Origin of the sequence: Prauserella muralis, from assembly GCF_003202285.1 — a bacterium.
In the GTDB taxonomy this organism is placed as follows: domain Bacteria; phylum Actinomycetota; class Actinomycetes; order Mycobacteriales; family Pseudonocardiaceae; genus Prauserella_B; species Prauserella_B muralis.
Window position 1 is genome coordinate 82,925 of sequence record NZ_CM009984.1, and the last position, 16,714, is coordinate 99,638.

Annotated in this window: 15 protein-coding genes; 7 read left to right on the top strand and 8 right to left on the bottom strand. The window is 70.5% G+C overall.

What is annotated here, in order from left to right; genetic code table 11:
- Positions 1 to 30 precede the first annotated feature (30 nt).
- The 3 genes from BAY60_RS00505 to BAY60_RS00515 all read left to right on the top strand — a co-directional run bounded on the left by BAY60_RS00505 (position 31) and on the right by BAY60_RS00515 (position 2,261).
- A complete protein-coding gene (locus tag BAY60_RS00505) occupies positions 31 to 1,245 on the top strand; it encodes a helix-turn-helix domain-containing protein (RefSeq protein ID WP_112278831.1) in 1,215 nt (404 codons plus the stop codon).
- An 86-nt stretch (positions 1,246 to 1,331) separates the two neighbouring features.
- Positions 1,332 to 2,078, top strand: a complete 747-nt coding sequence (locus BAY60_RS00510; protein WP_112278832.1) for a DUF6338 family protein — start codon at positions 1,332 to 1,334, stop codon at positions 2,076 to 2,078.
- The gene (locus tag BAY60_RS00515; protein ID WP_112278833.1) at positions 2,079 to 2,261 is read left to right on the top strand and encodes a hypothetical protein; all 183 of its coding nucleotides are present in this window, start codon (positions 2,079 to 2,081) and stop codon (positions 2,259 to 2,261) included. It abuts the gene before it with no gap.
- 102 nt (positions 2,262 to 2,363) lie between these two features.
- Here BAY60_RS00515 and BAY60_RS00520 read toward each other — a convergent pair whose 3' ends face one another.
- The 7 genes from BAY60_RS00520 to BAY60_RS00550 form a co-directional block, all read right to left on the bottom strand.
- Entirely contained in the window at positions 2,364 to 2,798 is a 435-nt protein-coding gene (locus tag BAY60_RS00520) for a TRAPPC13 family protein (RefSeq protein ID WP_112278834.1), read from the bottom strand.
- Between the two features lie 286 nt (positions 2,799 to 3,084).
- Positions 3,085 to 8,172 carry a helicase-related protein gene (locus BAY60_RS00525; RefSeq protein WP_112278835.1) on the bottom strand — a complete coding sequence of 1,696 codons (5,088 nt, stop codon included), beginning with the start codon at positions 8,170 to 8,172 and terminating at the stop codon, positions 3,085 to 3,087.
- A 125-nt stretch (positions 8,173 to 8,297) separates the two neighbouring features.
- Positions 8,298 to 8,699 (bottom strand): hypothetical protein, encoded by a 402-nt coding sequence (locus BAY60_RS00530; RefSeq protein WP_112278836.1) that lies wholly within the window; start codon positions 8,697 to 8,699, stop codon positions 8,298 to 8,300.
- 130 nt (positions 8,700 to 8,829) lie between these two features.
- Positions 8,830 to 10,026: a DnaB-like helicase N-terminal domain-containing protein gene (locus BAY60_RS00535; RefSeq protein ID WP_112278837.1), complete on the bottom strand. Its 1,197-nt coding sequence runs from the start codon at positions 10,024 to 10,026 to the stop codon at positions 8,830 to 8,832.
- Entirely contained in the window at positions 10,023 to 10,283 is a 261-nt protein-coding gene (locus tag BAY60_RS00540) for a hypothetical protein (RefSeq protein ID WP_112278838.1), read from the bottom strand. Before BAY60_RS00540 ends, BAY60_RS00535 begins: the two co-directional genes overlap by 4 nt.
- A gap of 24 nt (positions 10,284 to 10,307) precedes the next feature.
- Positions 10,308 to 10,913, bottom strand: a complete 606-nt coding sequence (locus BAY60_RS38275) for a hypothetical protein (RefSeq protein WP_112278839.1) — start codon at positions 10,911 to 10,913, stop codon at positions 10,308 to 10,310.
- A complete protein-coding gene (locus BAY60_RS00550; protein ID WP_112278840.1) occupies positions 10,910 to 11,935 on the bottom strand; it encodes a C40 family peptidase in 1,026 nt (341 codons plus the stop codon). Before BAY60_RS00550 ends, BAY60_RS38275 begins: the two co-directional genes overlap by 4 nt.
- A gap of 243 nt (positions 11,936 to 12,178) precedes the next feature.
- Here BAY60_RS00550 and BAY60_RS00555 point away from each other — a divergent pair, with 243 nt between their 5' ends.
- From BAY60_RS00555 to BAY60_RS00565, 3 genes are all read left to right on the top strand, one after another.
- Positions 12,179 to 12,655: a helix-turn-helix domain-containing protein gene (locus BAY60_RS00555; protein WP_112278841.1), complete on the top strand. Its 477-nt coding sequence runs from the start codon at positions 12,179 to 12,181 to the stop codon at positions 12,653 to 12,655.
- An 88-nt stretch (positions 12,656 to 12,743) separates the two neighbouring features.
- Positions 12,744 to 13,262 (top strand): ImmA/IrrE family metallo-endopeptidase, encoded by a 519-nt coding sequence (locus BAY60_RS00560; RefSeq protein ID WP_245992228.1) that lies wholly within the window; start codon positions 12,744 to 12,746, stop codon positions 13,260 to 13,262.
- A gap of 12 nt (positions 13,263 to 13,274) precedes the next feature.
- Positions 13,275 to 14,339, top strand: coding sequence for a DUF6545 domain-containing protein (locus BAY60_RS00565; protein WP_112278843.1), 1,065 nt, complete (start codon positions 13,275 to 13,277; stop codon positions 14,337 to 14,339).
- Positions 14,340 to 14,396: 57 nt separating this feature from the next.
- On the opposite strand, the gene BAY60_RS00570 is transcribed toward BAY60_RS00565, so the two are convergent.
- On the bottom strand, positions 14,397 to 15,284 hold the full coding sequence (locus tag BAY60_RS00570) for a hypothetical protein (RefSeq protein WP_112278844.1): 888 nt from the start codon (positions 15,282 to 15,284) through the stop codon (positions 14,397 to 14,399).
- An 895-nt stretch (positions 15,285 to 16,179) separates the two neighbouring features.
- Between BAY60_RS00570 and BAY60_RS00580 the strand changes: the two genes are divergently transcribed.
- Positions 16,180 to 16,677 carry a hypothetical protein gene (locus BAY60_RS00580; protein ID WP_112278846.1) on the top strand — a complete coding sequence of 166 codons (498 nt, stop codon included), beginning with the start codon at positions 16,180 to 16,182 and terminating at the stop codon, positions 16,675 to 16,677.
- Positions 16,678 to 16,714: the final 37 nt, after the last annotated feature.

The following is a 16,714-nucleotide window of genomic DNA, read 5'->3' on the forward strand; positions in this document are numbered from 1 at the left end:
GGCGCCGACGTCGGGGCTGAGGGAGCCAGCATGACCAGCGAAGACCGAGCCGAATCGATCGGCCACCACGTGCGGGTCGCGCGCAAGTTGGCCGGGTGGACCCAGCGCCAGCTGGCTGATCGCGCGCACGTGAGCCTGGACCTGGTCAAGAAGGTGGAGCAGGGGCGAATCCCCGCCTCACCCGCATTCGTCGCGGCGGCCGCGCGGGCGCTGCGCGTCCCGGCCACGGAGCTGATGGGCCAGCCCTACGCCCCCAGCACGGCCGAGGATCACCGCGTGCACGCGGTGATCCCGGCGCTACGGCGGGAGCTGGCCGCCTACCGGCTGCCCCCGGCCGACGGGCCCGCGCCACGGGACGTCGATACCTTGGCCGCCGCGGTGGCCCAAGCCTCGCGACTGCGGCACGCCGCCACCCTCGACGCGCTCGGCGCGGAGTTGCCACTGCTGCTGTCCGAGTTGCGCGCGGCCGCGCACCAGCACCGTGGGTATGAGCGTGAGCGGGTGTATGGGTTGCTGGCCGAGTCCTACGCCGCGGCGGGGCAAGTGTGCTGGAAGCTCGGCCACGCCGACCTGTCCTCGCTGTGCACCGACCGCATCGAGTGGGCCGCGCAGCAGTCCCACGATCCGCTGGCTATGGCGGCCGCCGACTTCTACCGGGCCGGTGAGCTGATCGCGGCCGCCGAGTGGCAGGGCTGCCTGCACTTCCTGGAGCAGGCCCGCCACCGCATCACCGACGAGGTCCGCCAGGCCCAGGAGCCTGCCGTGGCGATGCACGGCGTGCTACACCTGAAGTCCGGACTGGCCGCCGCACGCGCCGGCGACGCCGCCACCAGCGATGACCACCTCGCCGAAGCCACCGACGCCGCCCGGCACGTCACCGCGGGCAGCGACCACTACCGCCTCGCCTTCGACACCGACTCGGTGCGCATCTGGGCCGTCGGCCTGGCCGTGGAGCGCCGGGACGGCACCGAGGCAGTCAAGCGCGCCGAAGGCTTCCGGCCCGCGGCCACGACGCCCCGCGAGCGGATCGGGCACCACTGGATCGACCTGGCCCGCGGGCAACAGCTGCACGGCCAGCGCGACCGGGCACTGGCCTCACTGCTGCAGGCCCGCCGGATCTCGCCACAGCAAACCCGCCACCACCCGCAAGTCCGGGAAACGGTAGTCACCCTGGCCGAGCAGGACCGACGCCGCACCGACACGCTCGCCGGATTCGCGCGCTGGGCCGGGATCCGCCTACCCTGAGAGCGTTGTGATCGCTTGGTGGGCGGCGCCGACCGTGGTGACGGGACCGGCGGGTGTGCGCAGCTACATGCGGCAGGATGCCCCACGTGATCTCGACTTTCCAAGCACTGGCGGTGGCGTTCCTCGCGTTGCTTCCCGGCGCGTCGTATACCTTCGCCGTCGAACGATCGCTGGGCAGTTACGGGGTGAAGCTCGCCGATCGCCTTGTGCGCTTCCTCGCGGCATCGGCGGTGTTCCACGCGCTGGCGTCCGGGCCGGAGTACCTCCTCTATCAGCGATACTTCGCACCGGGCGCACTCGCCACAGGTGAGATTTCATGGTGGGCACTCGAGATCACCGCGCTGGTATACGTGTTCGTACCCATCGCGGTGGGAACAATCCTGGCGCGCTTGGGTCGACCACCCGGGCAACGAACCAGAGACAAGAAGATCTCAACCGAGGAGCCAGGTCGGTGGGCCCGTTTATGCCAGTGGTGCGGCCACCGCACCAGGACGGCGGCGCGGTGGATCGTCGGGCAGAACCGGGAACCCCGGGCATGGGACTTGATGTGGAGTCGTGACGTCACCGCCATCGTGCGGATCAAACTGAAGTCCGGTCCGTGGCTGGCCGGTTTGTGGGGCCGCTGGGAGTCCGACACCAGCAGCAACCGGCGGTCCTATTCCAGCGCCTACCCTGAGGAAGGCGACTTGTACCTCAGCGTAGCGTTCCAGATCAACCCGAATACCGGGGAGCTCGTGCGAAACTCGGAACAGAAGCCGCAGCCCGTTGAGCACGAGCGTGGCCTCCTCGTCCGATGGGACGAGATCGAGTACATCGACGTCCAGGAGTTCTGAATGGCCAAGCTGTACGAGCAGCGCCCAGCCGACGACAACAGCCTGGAGAAGAAGGGCGGCCACCCGAGCCCGAACAGGCCGGTCAACGTCCAGAACCTGCCAACGGTGCCCAGTGGGCCTGCCCAAGGAGCCAGCGACACGACCGGAAACGACAGCAGCTCCAGCACATCACACGACGACTGACCCAGGCCCGGCAATGGCTGGGCGCGCGCCAGTCTGGGTGAGGCGCCCTCCCGTGGTCGCGCGCATAAGCAAGGGCGATCAGCCTGCGCGCCTTCGCGGACGTCAGCGCCGACCGTCGCGGAGCTGATACACCCGTTCGACGCTGATGTTGCCTTCCCGGGCGATGGCGCTGGTCGGCGCAAGATGGTCGTGAGCTGCGCGCTGGATCATGTGTCGCCAGGCGAGATCTGCGACGGTCGCGGCGTGCTGGGCCGCCAGCCGCCGACAGGTCAGTCCCGCGATGATCTGGCGAATGTCTCCCGGCTCGACCGGTGCGGTGGCGAGGTCCTGTCCTGCGCTGTCGCTGCCGTGCACGATGCTCCAGCCGTGCTGCTCCAAGTGCCCCCACGGGTCATCCTCCGGCTCCAGCCGGTATGAGATCAGCGGACGGTCCGTGACCCCGTCGATGTGGACGACGATCTCCCGCTCGTTCCGGTCCTGGTTCAGCGTTGCCGTGTACGTGGCCCGTGGCCACCGATGCCCCCAACTCCCGCTCATCTGTAGTAGTCTACCTGGTGGCGTTGCAGGCGAGCAGCCAGGTAGACGACGGACACGGGTGTCCACGAGGTGCTGCACCACCGGTTCCCTGGCTTCGCAGCGCTTGCCGCAGGAAGTAGGACCCAGCGTTGTTACGCCACATGCCGAGAAGTTTTCCAGCGTTGGCGACAGCCGGATTATTAGTTGGATTGACAACCTCGACAAGTAACTAGCTCTGGGTCCACATCCGCCGGTTATCTCCCGATCCATCATGGGCTCGGGAGATAACCGGCACTTTTATACGCGCTCAACATCCCCGCTCGCGATCGTCTGCTTCTGCGTTGCGCACGTCTGCCCGGTCGTTGTGGCTGGTCAGCGGCTGTGTGAGGGCCTGGCTGACGGGCACGGGGGAGGACAGGCGGGTCAGGCGGGCCGGGGTGGTGGCCCGGTGCGGTTCGGCGTTGTGTTCGGCGCGGGGCGGCTCCGGCGGCCCACTGGCGGGGGTGGCGGCGTCGCGGTGGGGCGGCTCGGGCTCGTGCCCGGGTGCGCGGTCGGGTGCGGGTGCGTCGGCGGCCGGGGTGGCGGGCTCGGCGCCGGTGTCGGTGTCGGTGTCGGTGTGCTCGTCGGCGGCGAGGATCTCTTCGAGGTGGGCGACGGTGAGCTGGGCGTCGCGGAGTGCTTGGGCGTGGGGGAAGGGCGCGCCCAGCATCTGTTCGGCCTGGGCGAGTTGGCGTTGGGTGTCTGCGAGCTCGGTCTCCAGCTTGTGGATGGTGCCGGGCAGTTGGGCGAGGCGGTTTTCCAGGCGGCTGACCAGTCCGGTGGCGTTGAGGTTGCGGAACTCGGAGAGGTGTTGCTCGAGCACGGTCTCGGCGGGGGTGTCGCCGACCTGGATGCGGACCTGCAGGGTGCCGAGTTTGGGCACGGTGCGCAGGTGGTGGGGTAGGCCGCCGAGGGTGAAGGCGTGCGCTTCGTGGACCTCGTCGCGGTGGGTGCGGGCGGTGAGGGAGGTGATGCGGGCGATGAGGGCCTGCCCGGCGTCGGGCCGGTCGGTGTGGCGGGTGCCGTCGCGCAGGGTGAGGGCGAAGGCGTCCCCGCGGGTGGGTTGCACTTGTGCGGCGGCCTGGCGGGTGGTGTCGATCCAGCCGGTGAGGGTGTCGATGCGGCGCCGGTTCTGGGTGATCTGGCTGTGCAGGCGGTGCTGGGTTTGGTCGTGGCTGCGCTGCAGGCGTTCCAGGCGGGTGAGTTCGGCCTTGGCCTCGGCGTGCTCGATGACTTCGGGGCGGCCGGTGGCCAGGGCTTTGACCTCGTTGTAGTTGAGGGCGGCGTCGCCGATGTCGTCCAGCTCGCGCACGTCGAGCCGGCCGCGCATCATCTGGGCGATGAACTCGGCTTTGCGGGACACGGTCTGCCAGGAGTAGGCGTCGAAGCTTTTCTCGGTGATGTAGCGCAGGATGCGCACGGACTCGTGCTGGTTGCCCTGGCGCAGGATGCGGCCTTCGCGTTGTTGCAGGTCGGCCGGTCGCCAGGGGCAGTCGAGGTGGTGCAGCGCGGCGGCGCGGGTTTGCACGTTGGTGCCCACGCCCATGCGCTCGGTGGAGCCGATGAGCACGGCGATGTCGCCGTTGCGGCAGGCGGCGAACAGGCGGCCTTTGGCCTGGTCGGTGGTGGCGTCGTGGATGAAGGCGATCTTGTCGCGGGGCACGCCGCGGGCGGCGAGGTCGTCGGCGAGCTGGTGGTAGGCGTTCCACCGCTCGGGGTGCGGGGTGCCCAGGTCGCAGAACACGATCTGCAGTGAGCCGCGGGTGGGGTGCTCGGCGCCGTCGGGCAGGACGAACACGTCGTCGGCGTGCTGATGGTGGATGGCGGCGATGGTGTCGGCGGCGACGTCGAGCTTGGTGGCGGTGCTGGCGCTCATCTCGCGGAGGCGGAGGTCGAGCGCGGCGGCGCGGCCGTCGCCGGTGATGGTGAGCATGTTGTCCTGGGTGGGGTCGACGCCGCCGCTGCGGACCTCCTCGGCGCGGGCGGCCAGCTCGCCGATGAACTGCTCCAGCTCTGGTGAGGGCTCTACCATGATCGTTTCCGGGCCGTCGCGGCCGTCCGGGTCCGCCAGGCGCGGGGTGGGCAGTTGCAGGTCGGCGGCGGTTTTGATGTCGGCCGAGACGAACCACATCTGCAGCAGCTCGGGCACGTTTTGAAATTTCGCGAACCGCGACTTGGTGCGGAAGGACCCGCCGTCGGGGGAGAGCTCGATGGAGGTGACCGTTTTGCCGAAGGTGGCGGCCCACTCGTCGAAGTCGCGGATCCCGGCCTCGGCCAGCAGGTCGGGCCGCAGGTAGCGCTGCATCACGTAGGCCTCGGTGATGCTGTTGGCGATCGGGGTGGCGGTGGCGAAAGTGCCGACCCGGCCGCCGGGGTTGCGGCCGCGCAGGTAGTCCAGCTTCATGTCCAGGTCGGTGGCGCGCTGGGAGCCCTCGATCGCCGCGCCGGGGATGTTGGAGGCGGTGCGCAGGTTCTTGTAGCCGTGGGCCTCGTCGACCACCACGTAGTCGACGCCGAGGTCTTCGAAGGTGATGCCGGGGTCCTTGGCCGAGTCCATCTGGCGCTGGATGCGTTCTTCGGCGCGGGCGATGGCCTTCTCGATGCGTTTGACCAGCCGACTGCCCGGGTCCTGCAGCCGTTCCAGCTGCGCGCGCAGCGCCTCGGTCTCTCGCTCCAGGTAGTCGCGCTGCACCTCCAGCGACATGGGGATGCGCTCGAAGGCGGAGCGGGTCATCACCACGCCGTCCCAGTCGCCGGTGGCCACGCGGGCCACGAACTGGCGGCGTCGGTCGCGGGTGAGGTCGTCTTTGGTGGCCATGAGCACCCGGGCCTGCGGATACAGCTGCTGCCATTCGCGGGCGAACTGCTCAAGCATGTTGTTGGGCACCACGACGACCGGTTTGGATACCAGGCCCAGCCGCCGCTGCTCCATGATGCCCATGACCATCTCGGCGGTTTTGCCGGCGCCGACCTCGTGGAACAGGCCCACGGCGGGCTCGTTGATCATGCGGGCGACCGCGGCGACCTGGTGGGGGCGTGGTTCGAACCCGACCGCGAGCCCGGGCAGGGACAGCTCGACGTCGTCGTAGTTGCGCAGGACGATCGAGTTGAATCGCTCGTTGTATTCGGTGACCAGCGTGCGGGTGCGGTCGGGGTCGCTCCACAGCCAGTCGGCGAAGGCCTCCCGCATCTCGTCGGCCTTCTCCTGCGCGGCCACGGTGGCGCCGTAGTTGACCACCTGCCGCTCCGTGCCGTCCGGGCCGGGGACGGTCTCGCGCACGATGATGGGCCGCTGTTCGAGGACGGCCTCGGCGATCTCGGGTGCGGGCCGCGCCTCGGTGCCCCACTGGCTGGTGGCCAGGGTGGTGTACTTGCGGCCTTCCACGATCCAGGTCGAGCCGGCGTGCTCGACGCGCACGGTGTCGTCGTCGAGCAGCTCCTGCAGGAACTGCTGGACGTAGCGGTCCTCGATCCACACCGCGCCCATCTGCGGGCGGATCTGCTCGGCGGTCAGGTCGGCGGGCAGCACCTCGCGCAGCGCGCTGACGTTGCGGCCGTAGCGTTCCGGATCGGCTTCGGCGGCCTGCTCGGCGGCGCGGAGCTTGGCGCGCACGTTGCCGGAGAGGTAGGCCCGTGCCGGTTCCAGCCGCCCGTCCTGGTCCGGGTCGGCGAACACCAGGTCGGCGAGCCGGGCTTCGGCGTCGGCCTCGCTGGGCAGGTCGAGCAGGCGGGCGATGGTGTCCAGGCGCACCTCGCCGTGGGTGTCGAGGCTGATGGCCAGCGCGTCGGCGGGGGAGTCGGCGCGCGTGTGCTCCCGCGGCGGGGCCACGACCCGTTGCCGGAAGATGTCGGCCTTGGCCGCGGTCTGGGTGGTGTCGTTGAACACCTCCAGCGCATAGACCAGCGGGGCGTAGGGGTCGGTGCGGAACTGGCCCTGCGGTGGGCGGATGCGCGCGAGCTTGTCCTGCCCGGTCTCGGGGTCGGTGCGGCCGGTGCGCCGCCAGGAGAACCGGTTCAGCGGCCCGAACCGCTCGACGTAGCGGTCGTAGGTGGTGTTGAGCATCGCGCGCCGGTCGGCGATGAGCCGCTCGTCGGCGTTCGGGTCGGCCTCGGCCTGCAGCAGCAGGCGCACCGCGTCGCGCAGCTGCAGCAGCTGGCCCAGTTCCCGGTGTTGGCTGGCGGGCACCGGGAACGGGCATAAACGCCCGTTTTCGGTGCGCAGGAAGCGGGTGCTGTCTTGCCCGGCCATGCCGAAGGTGATCAGGCCTTCGGGGTGCGGGGACCGCTCGCCCAGCGCCTGTTTCTGCTGCTCGACCGGGCCGGTGTCGGCCAGGGTGTTCGTGGCGCGGGCGTGCTCGGCCACGGCGCGGCAGGCGGCCTCGAGTGCGCCGTGGAAGTGGCCGCCCAGCGGCGGGTTCACGGTCAGCTCGTCGTCGCGGTACAGGCCGTGGGTCAGCATGGGCACGCCGCAGATTTGCCGCGAGTGGTTGATGAAGTAGCGGTTGATCGGCACGTTCGTGCCGTCGAAGGTGGTGGCCTCCAGCCACTCCTGGCTGGTGCGCGGCGCTTCGCCGGGTTTGCGGCGGCGGAAGACGACGATGTCGGTCACGGCCTGGGTGCCCGCCGCGCGGTGTGCGGTGTTGGGCAGCCGGATCGCGCCGATGAGGTCGCCGAGTTCGGCCAGCTCGCGGCGGTGCGCGTCGCGGGTGGAGTCGAGGGTGTAGCGGCTGGTGATCGCGAGCATCAGCCCGCCTGGTTTGGTCAGGTGCAGGCTCTTGAGCAGGAAGTGGTTGTGGATCGAGTGGCGGCCGGGGTTGTGGGTCGGGTCGTGCAGCACATAGTTGCCGAAGGGCACGTTGCCGATGACCAGGTCGAAGTGTCCGTCCGGCAGGCGGGTCTCGGCGAACGACTCGGTGTGGATCTCCGCTTCGGGGTGGCGCCGTCGGGCGATGTCGGCGGTGATCGGGTCCAGCTCGACGCCGACGTAGCGGGGCCCGTCCGGGCCGCTGTCGAAGAACCCGCCCGCGCCGCAGCCGGGTTCGAGCACCTCGCCGCCGGCGAAGCCGAGTTCGGCGGCCAGCCGCCACATCGGCTCGCGGACCCGCGGGTCGGTGTAGTGGGCATTGAGGGTGCTGCGCGAGGCGGCGCGCCATTCGGACTCGCTGAGCAGCTCCCGCAGCTCGGCCCGCTCGGCCTCCAGTGCCTCGCGGCCGGGGTCGAAGATCTGCGGCACCGCGCCCCAGCCCCACCAGTCGCCGAGGATCTCGCGCTCGGCGTCGGTGGCGGGGCGGTCCTCGGCCTGCAGGGTGCGCAGGGTGCGCAGCGCGGCCAGGTTGGCCCGTGCCCGGGCGCTCACCGTGAAGTCGATCGGAGCGGGCTGCGACTCGGGCGGGGTGCGCTCGGCCGGGCCTCTCGTCTGCTCGGGCCCGGCGGCCGCCGCGGCGCCGCCGACAGTGGGCTCGGCGCGGGCCGGGGAGGGGGTTAGCGGGTGTCGTCCAGCTCGCGCATCTGCTGCCAGGCCGGGTGCGCCGGGTCCTCGGTCAGCGGGATCCAGCCCTCGTTGGTTTGCTGGTCGTGGCTGGTCGGAGTGGTCTGGCCGCTGTCCTCGTCCATCGGGCTGCCCGGTTCGGCCGGCAGCAGCACCATCTCGGCCAGCACCGCTTCCTCCGCGCTGAGCTGGGCTTCCTTGCGGCGGCCCACCATGCGCAGGTACTCGCTCGTCGGGGGCTGGCTGGCCAGGATCTGCTCGCTCCGGTGCGTGATCTCCTCCTGGACCTGCTGCCCGAGCTGGGTGAAGAACGTCTCCGGATCGCTGATCTGGCGGTAGCGGCTCGGCAGGAATCTCTGCCAGTGGCGCTTGGCCATCGTCCCGTAGTGGTTCATCGTCGCGGTCTCCCTCCAGGTTCCAGAGTGCCTCAAGGCTGAGCTGGTTCTCGTCATGGCCACGCCGTCGCCGCGCCATCGCGCACCTTCCTCGTCGTCGCCGGGTGTTGCTGCCGGGTGGGTGTGGGCGTCATCGGCCGCGGTCGGGTTCGGGGGGTGGCACCGCCCGCAGCCGCCGCGGGGATGGCGGGCTGCCGTCGGGCTGCTGTAGGGCGGCGTCCAGCGGCACGGGGGAGGACAGCCCGGCCAGGCGGGCCGGGGTGCTGCCCTGGCTGTACATGCGGGCGGCGGTGTCCCGCACGGCGGCGTAGGCCATGCGGGTGGTGTGCAGGACGTCGCCGGGTTGCAGGCCGGGGTGCTGCGCGGCTTGCTGCACCTTCTCGGCGGCGGCCCTGGTCAGGCGGGTCACCGCACCGCGCATCACCACGTCGGCGTGATAGGCCGGATCCCCGGCGGCATGCTCGGTCAGCGCGAGCATCTCCTCGGGGGTGATGCCGGGCCCGTAGTCGTACTCGTGGCGCTGCTGCTCCCAGGCGACGGTGACCATGTCGATGTGCTCGCCGCGGGCGTGCAGCTCCAGCGCGGAGCGGTAGGTGGTCGCCAGCCGCTCGTCGGCGAAGTCGCTCGGCAGCAGCCGTTCGTAGAGCTGCTCCAGCAGCCGTGGGTTGCTCAGCACGGAGGCCACCACGGCCTGCTCGGCGGCCTGTACCTGCTGCTCGTCGGGCGGCTCCAGCAGCACCTGCACCGGCGGCCCGCTCCGCAGCTGTGGCTGGTCGGGGGCGGAGGCCGACTCGCCCTCCAGCACCCGGGTGAGGTTGGGCAGCCCGGTCACCGAGTCCCAGCGCTGCTGGGCGCGGTCGACGTCGGCGAGCGCGTTGTCCACCGCGCGCAGCAGGTCGGCCACGTCGGTGGCCTGCTCGACGTACTGTTCGACCCGCATGCCGCCTTCGGCCACACGGCGGCGGATCGAGGCCTCCAGCACCATCAGGCCGTAGGACTCCGGCCGCGCCTGCTGCGGGGACGGCGCGGTGGCCATCAGGGTGTGCAGGCGGGGCGCGGAGAGCTCGTGGGTTCCCAGCTCCCCAGAGGCGGCGATGCGCTCATACAGCGACACGGCATCCACGCCGGGCAGGCTCGCCGGGTCCTGGCCGGGTTCCGCCTCGGCCTGGGCGGCCTCGACCATCGCGCGCAGGTGGGCGTAGATGGTGCCGTGCGCCGGCGAATGGAAGTCCTCGGCCTCGAGCCAGCGGCTGATCGGGGCGAGCCGGCCGGGCTGGCTCATCAGCACCCCGAGCAGGCAGCGTTCGGCGAACTCGCGCGGGTTCATCGCCGGGCTCCGTCGTCACGCTCGGCGCCAGGGCGGGCGTCCTGGCGGGCCTGGTGCAAGCGCTGCGCGGCGGTGTCGAGGTGCGCGGCCGCCGAGGCGTCGGTGACCGGCAGGTAGTCGTGGGCGTCGGCGGGGATGGCCCACCAGCGCCCGGCGTACTGCACAGGTCCGGGCGCGCCGTCGGGCAGCAGCGGCAGCGCGCGCCCGGCGGCGATGTGGCCGCGCATGGCCTCGGCGCTGATCGTGGTCTCGCTCATGGATCGGGTCTCCTTCGTGCGCGGTTACCGGAAATCGAAGCGGTCGACGGCCCAGCCGTGCGGGGTGCGGGTCAGGGTGGCCAGGGCGACGATCTGCTGGGTCTGGCCGTGCCAGCCGTCGCGGCCGACGGGCGTGCAGGTCACCAGCACGGCCCGGTAGGCGGCCTCGCGGGTATCCGGCGGGCGGTCCTCCGGGGAGCTGCGCAGCGTGACCTGCAGCCAGGCCTGGTGCTGGCGCCAGCGCTGCCACTGCACGTCCGGCACCGGGGTGGGCGCGGTGCGCACCGCGCGGGCGTAGCGCGCCGACAGCAGCGTCGCGGCGCGGCGCAGCCCGTCGGCGAACCCGCGGGCGCGGGTGGTGTCGACCATGTGCATGTTCAGCAACGCCACCCGGGTCACCGAGCTGGGATCGCGACGGTCGGCGCTGGACGCGGGCGGCGGTTGCGCGGGCGCGGGCGGCGGCCGCGTCGTCGACGGGCCGCTCGCCGGCGCGGCCGAGGTCGGGGCCGCCGCCGTGCGCGGTGGGGCACCGCCGCCGGGTGGGCTGGTGTCGCCGCCGCAGGCGGCCAGCGCCAGCGCCAGCGCGGCGACGGTGATGCTGGTGAGCGTGCGGGTGCGGGGTGGTGTCATCCGAACCTCCGGACCTGCCAGGTCTGGCCCGCCCAGTAGGGCGTGTCCAGCGAGGAGACCTTGACGACGTCGCCGGTCTGCGGCGCGTGCAGCAGCTGCCCGTGGCCGACGTAGATGCCGATGTGGTGGAAGCGGCCCGCGCCCGCATCGGCGAAGGCAATGATGTCGCCGGGCCGCAGCGCGGCCAGGTTGATGCGGGAGCCCGGCGCGGGCCCGGCCACCGGCCGGCCCAGCCGGGCCTGCGCATCGGCCAGGTGCGGCAGGCTGATCGTGCCGCCGCTGGCCTGATAGACCGCGTAGAGCACCAGCCCGGAGCAGTCGAACCCGCCGCCGGTGGGGCCGTTGACGTCGCCGCCGCCCCACACGTAGGGCTTGCCGAGCTGCCCGCGGGCGGCGGTGATGACCCGGGTGCCGAACGGGCCACCGTTGCTGGCCAGGGCCGGGGCGCTGTACTGGGCCATCAGCCGCCGGATCTTGGCGACATAGACCTCGGTCTCGCCGTTGTGCGGGACACCCCCGGCCGCGCGCACGGCGCCCGGCCCGGCGTTGTAGGCGGCCAGCGCCAGCTCCAGCACCGTGCCCTGCACCTGCCCGGCCTGCAGGTAGCCGCGCACCGTGTCGGCCAGGGCGCACATGTAGCGGCCCTGCGCCATGATCGCGTCCCCGGCGTCGAACGGGCTGACGCGGCCGTTGCCGTCGTCGTCGGCCGACCACTGCGGCCACGTGCCGGGCATGAACTGCGACAGCCCCTGCGCCCCAGCCGGGCTAACCGCAGCCGGATCCCAGCCGCTTTCGGCGTCGATCTGCGCGGCGATCACCGCCGGGCCCACCGTGCCCGGACACAGGCCCCCGGCCTTGAGCACCCACGGCTGGTACTCGGCCGGCACGGTCCCCGCCCGCAGCCGCGGTGCCGCGCCCGCGAGGCTGTCCCCGCCGCCGAGAATGACCAGGCCGAGCACCAGCCCGACCACCGACAGCACACTCCCGGCAGCGGCCACGGTCGCCGACCCGCGCGGGGTCATCGCCAGGCAGTCCTCACCGGCGCACGGCCTCGGCCGAGCCTGCTGGGCATCTCACATTCCCCCTGGTAGTGCTGTCGGTGCAGCGAGCACGACCGAGTGGCGCAGGCCCACCACACCCATTTGCAGGCGTTCTGTTTTCAGCACAGTACGCTAGACTGTATCGCATACAAAACACTTCGGCGGGAATTACTACACTGAGCAGCCATGCGGCGGGCGCCGCGAGCAGGCGAGGTAGGAGCAGAGGTGACCGCAGACGAGGACTGGAGCTTCGCTTCGGTGTTGAGCTCGCTGATCAGGGACATGCACCCGCCCGACCGCGAGTCGTACTCCTACCGCGAGATCGCGCGCGGAGTGCAGGACAAGACCGGCATCAAGATGTCGCCGACCACCGTCTACGAACTGGCCAGCGGCAAACGGCAGAAACCATCCCTGCGCGACGCCCAGGGCCTGGCCGCCTTCTTCGGCGTCCCGCTGGAAACCTTCACCGACCCCCAGGTCGCCGCCCAGATCCGCGAGCAGATCGCCAACCTCAAGCAGCACCGTGATCAGGCCACGCTCGCCCAAAACCCCGAAGTGATGGAACTGGCGCTGCGGGCCGTGTCGTTGTCCGACACCGGCCGCGCCGCGGTCGACAACCTGATCCGCGCCCTGGAAACCCACGAGCACCAAGACGCTGGTTCCCGCCCACGGCGGCGCCGCGATCACCGCGCTGAGCGGTGACGATGCTGTAACTGTGGGTATGCTTCCCGTGACACCGTGGTGCACCCGGCTTGTGGTGCTCACTGCGACTCAGGGGGAGGAGCAGGCAGTGTTATCGCACCGTCGCATCGTCAACAGGGCACGCCGTCGAGCACGAACGGTGCTCGCCGCCGTCCCCGCGCCCTATCCATGGTCCCTGGACAACTGGGTCGACCGGCTGGAACAACACCGCGGCCGCCCCATCGACCTCGTCGAGATGGTCTACACCCCGGGCGGGCCGGTGGGCGCGTGGCGGGCCCGCCCGGACCGCGATCTGATCATCTACGCGGTCAACACCAGCCTGGTGCACCAGGACTTCGTCGCGCTGCACGAGATCGCCCACATGCTCTGCGGCCACCGCGGCCGGTGCCTGATCTCCCCGGAACAGGCCGCCCGCCATGCCCCCGACCTCGGCGAGGCGGCACTGGAGCACCTGTTCGGCCGGGCCACCACCGATGAGGAAGAGCTGGAGGCCGAAACGATGGCCACCGCCCTGCTCAGCGCCGCCACCACCCCGCCCGCGATCGACCCGGCAGCGACCGACGAGGCCGCCCGACGAGCCCGCCGCGCGATGGAGGTCTTCGGCTAACCGCCGCGCAGCATGATCGACCTGCTGTTCCTCACCGTCGGCGCGGCCACCCTGCTGCTCGGCGCCGCCCGCCTGCTGCAGGCCCTGCGCCACGGCCGCCCCCGCGGCGTCGGCATCGCCGGCGTCGCCTTCGGTGGCGCGCTGCTCACCCTCGCCCCGCTCGTGCAGCAGCTGGAATCCCAGCTCTACCCCAGCCTGGGGCGGCTGGTGTCCAACCTGTTCACCCTCACCGCCGCCTACGGCCTGCTGGTCACCGCCTCCGACCTCGCCGCCGAGCAGCCCTCACACACCCGCCGCTGCGCCCGCTTCCTCAGCTGGCTGGCCGCCGAAACGGTGCTCGTCGTGTGCTTCTTCGCCACCCCCGACCTGCCGCAAGGCCTGGGACTGTTCGGGCACCTCTACCGCACCGAGCCAACCATGCTCGCCTACATCGCGACCTTCACCGTGTACTTCACCGTGGCCGTCGCCGACGCCACCCGCGTCACCGTGGCCGCCCTGCCACCCGCGCGCGGACCCCTCCGCAAGGGCATGGTCACCCTGCTCGTGGCCTGCGGCCTGTTCGCCGTCTACGTCATCGGCAAGACCGCGCTCATCGTCAACTCGCTGGTCACCACCGACACCGCCGAGCCGTTCTGCCGCCACCTGCTCGACGGGCCCGCGTGCCTGGCCACCGTCACCGCCCCGATCCTGGCGGTGTTCACCGGCGTGCTCGCCCTGGTGCTGTCCACCGCAGGACTGAACCTGGCCGCTCGCCGCGCCATCCGCGACCTCACCCCGCTGCACCAGGCAATCGTCGAACGCGTCCCTACCGTGCGCCGTGACCTGCGCGCCACCACAACCCGCGACCGGCTCGTGCGCGCCGTCGTCGAAATCGACGACGGCCTGCTCGCCCTCGGCATCAGCCCCGGCCCGCCCGAACACATCGCCCAGGCGGTCCGGCGCGCCCAACCCGGCACCACCGGGCATCCCACCGGCCCGGCGGGCGCGAGCCAGCCCGGCGACGTGTGGAGCGAAGTCGAACAACTACGGCCCATCGCCCGCGCCTACACCCGTCTCCACCGAGAGGCGCGCGTGTAGCCGGTCGGCGGCAGCTGCCTTGGAGAGGTCCTCGTCTTCCTCCCCAAGGCAGCACTGCTAGAAGACTCCGACGACGAACATGACGACGAGCGCGGCCCACATAGCGTTGGTGGCCACCAGAGCCGTGATGAGAACAGCTGAAGCTTCACCGAAGAGCGAACGCCAGCGTCTCGATGAGAAGTCGCCGTGGGGTGATCGCGGCACCGAAGAGACCTCGGTGCTGTTAGCGAGCGTCTCGGGGCTACTCTCCCCGCTGCTGTTGAGCACTTCGGTGTAGACCGCGAAATACGCCCTGACCTTCTCCTTGGAATGTCCAGCCTCGGCACACAGCACAGCAATGAGGTTGTACATGTGCCGGGGCTTCGACGGCAGGCTCATCGTGCGGTCAGCCAGCAGGTCACCCAGGGCGCTCTTGCCCCAGGCGTGTTTCGGGTCCTGTTCGCGCATTTTGCCTTCGATGTCCCGAAGACTGACTCGGCCTACGCTGCGAAGGTCACGGAGGGCCTTGAGGAAACCCGCTTGGTCCGCGACATCACGCAGCTCCCTCGGGCGAGCCTCGCGCGCATGCTCCTCGCGCGCCGTGTTGACGACCGAGGCCACACGGTGGTCCGGGGACGCACCCCGGGGGACCATGAAGTACTTGGGCGCGAGACCGTGCCGCTCCAGGGTACGGAAGTAGGTCTCGCAGCGCTTGCGATCCGCCCGCGTGGCACCCAGCTCGTCCAGTAGCTCCTCGATGATCGTCCACGGCATACACCTGTTCTCGGGGAACAGGGCGTCGCGGACTGTGATCTCAGCCGGGAGCCGCCGGAATCGGAGTGCGGCGAAAAGCTCGGCCACCCCAGCGTATGCGGAGCGGGCGAGCAGCTCGTCGATGGCGGCAGACAGGCCACTCGCCGCGGACGCTGCTTCGGGCGCATGCTTGACTTTCGCCGGCGCTGTCACGGTCGGCCCTCTTCCTGGGCCAGCAGCTGCCACGGTCTCGCCGCAGCCCTTGCCGCCGTGGCGAGGGCTATGACTGCCGCGACGGCGGTCTGGACAGGCTTATCTGCCCAGACCAGCGCCAGGGTTGTCACCGTCAGAATGAGCAGGATGGCCACCTGGTGGTAGCCGGGGGATGCGCCACACTGGGTACGCGGCAGCACGGGCAGTAGGGCGGGCAGGGTCATATGTACCTCACATTTGGCACGCTGAGCGATCTTTGTGTTCCCGCTTCGGAGCAGCCGTATCGTGGGTCGCGACTCCCACTGGCATCCCCCAAAAGCGGTACACCCATCATCCCGCAAAGTTGCGATGCTTCGTCATGACCTGGCGTCCTAAATTGTCCAATCCGGACACTAAAACGTGTGATTAGGCTCACAACCTGCCTGGTTTGATAGCCGCTTGAATAGGGGTGTTAAAGGGGCTGCATGCCAGGTCTGCCCTACCGGGTGTATCCGTTTGCCCTAGTCAGACCGCACGCCAGGCTGTCCGTCCGGCCACCTCGTGCGTCCGGAACCACCCCCGGACAGGCCCATTACTGGGCATGGTGGAGGCAGCCCATGAGGCTCCGAAGATACTCACGTTGGCACGCTGAGCGACTTCGGGAGGCGGGGGTTCGGCCTCTTACGCGAGGAGGCCGAACACCCTTCGCATCTTGAGCATGGATTCGACTCTGTCGCCCACGACCCGGGCGCAGCCATCGTCAGCGCCTACGCCCGGTTTGCCCGGAGACGCGGATCTGGGCTTCGTTGCGCTTCTCCGTATTGACCGTCCGGGTCGCGGTTCGCCGCGCGGCTGCTCGATCGCCAGAGGCCGCGGAAATACCGTGGTGATCCCCGATCGATTAGGAGTCACCACAGTGCCGCGCGAGTTCCTGTGTCAGAGATATGAGAAAGGCGCCTCTACCTTGCGCAACAAGCTCGATGACACAGATTACTACGCGGTCAGCGCGTGTTCCGACCTCCCGCGCGAGTGCCACCGGGAGGACCACGTGATCCAGCGTGGGGCAGCCGTCGGGTTCGGTCGATGGTTCTTCTTTCCCGCCACAGAGCCAGCTCTCGCCTTCGGCCGTGCTGCCCGCATGTCGCTCGACTGCACCAGCGGCTACGGCGTCTACGCCGCCGCCCACGAGATCAAATTCTGCGAACGCCACGGAGCTGACGAGTGCGTCCTGTTGGTCGACATCACGGGCGGCGACCTCGCCCGCAGAGAGGACGAGGTCGAAGCGTTGAAACGCTTCGTGCAGGCGGTCAAGGAGTATCCGTGGTCGTCGATGTGGCGGGCCCCAACCGGTTACCTCACTGAGCTCAGCGGCGGCAGAGTGGTAACAACGGGCAGCGGCTCGCTGCCGCTGTAGCCCGATGCCTGGCTTCTCGCACCCCAGCAGGCGCCGT

Coding starts and splice junctions, on each gene's coding strand:
- BAY60_RS00565 (WP_112278843.1), top strand. CDS start 13,275: ATGATCGACCTGCTGTTCCTCACCGTCGGCGCGGCCACCCTGCTGCTC.
- BAY60_RS00540 (WP_112278838.1), bottom strand. CDS start 10,283: ATGAGCGAGACCACGATCAGCGCCGAGGCCATGCGCGGCCACATCGCC.
- BAY60_RS00550 (WP_112278840.1), bottom strand. CDS start 11,935: ATGACCCCGCGCGGGTCGGCGACCGTGGCCGCTGCCGGGAGTGTGCTG.
- BAY60_RS00520 (WP_112278834.1), bottom strand. CDS start 2,798: ATGAGCGGGAGTTGGGGGCATCGGTGGCCACGGGCCACGTACACGGCA.
- BAY60_RS00535 (WP_112278837.1), bottom strand. CDS start 10,026: ATGAACCCGCGCGAGTTCGCCGAACGCTGCCTGCTCGGGGTGCTGATG.
- BAY60_RS00530 (WP_112278836.1), bottom strand. CDS start 8,699: ATGAACCACTACGGGACGATGGCCAAGCGCCACTGGCAGAGATTCCTG.
- BAY60_RS00515 (WP_112278833.1), top strand. CDS start 2,079: ATGGCCAAGCTGTACGAGCAGCGCCCAGCCGACGACAACAGCCTGGAG.
- BAY60_RS00505 (WP_112278831.1), top strand. CDS start 31: ATGACCAGCGAAGACCGAGCCGAATCGATCGGCCACCACGTGCGGGTC.
- BAY60_RS38275 (WP_112278839.1), bottom strand. CDS start 10,913: ATGACACCACCCCGCACCCGCACGCTCACCAGCATCACCGTCGCCGCG.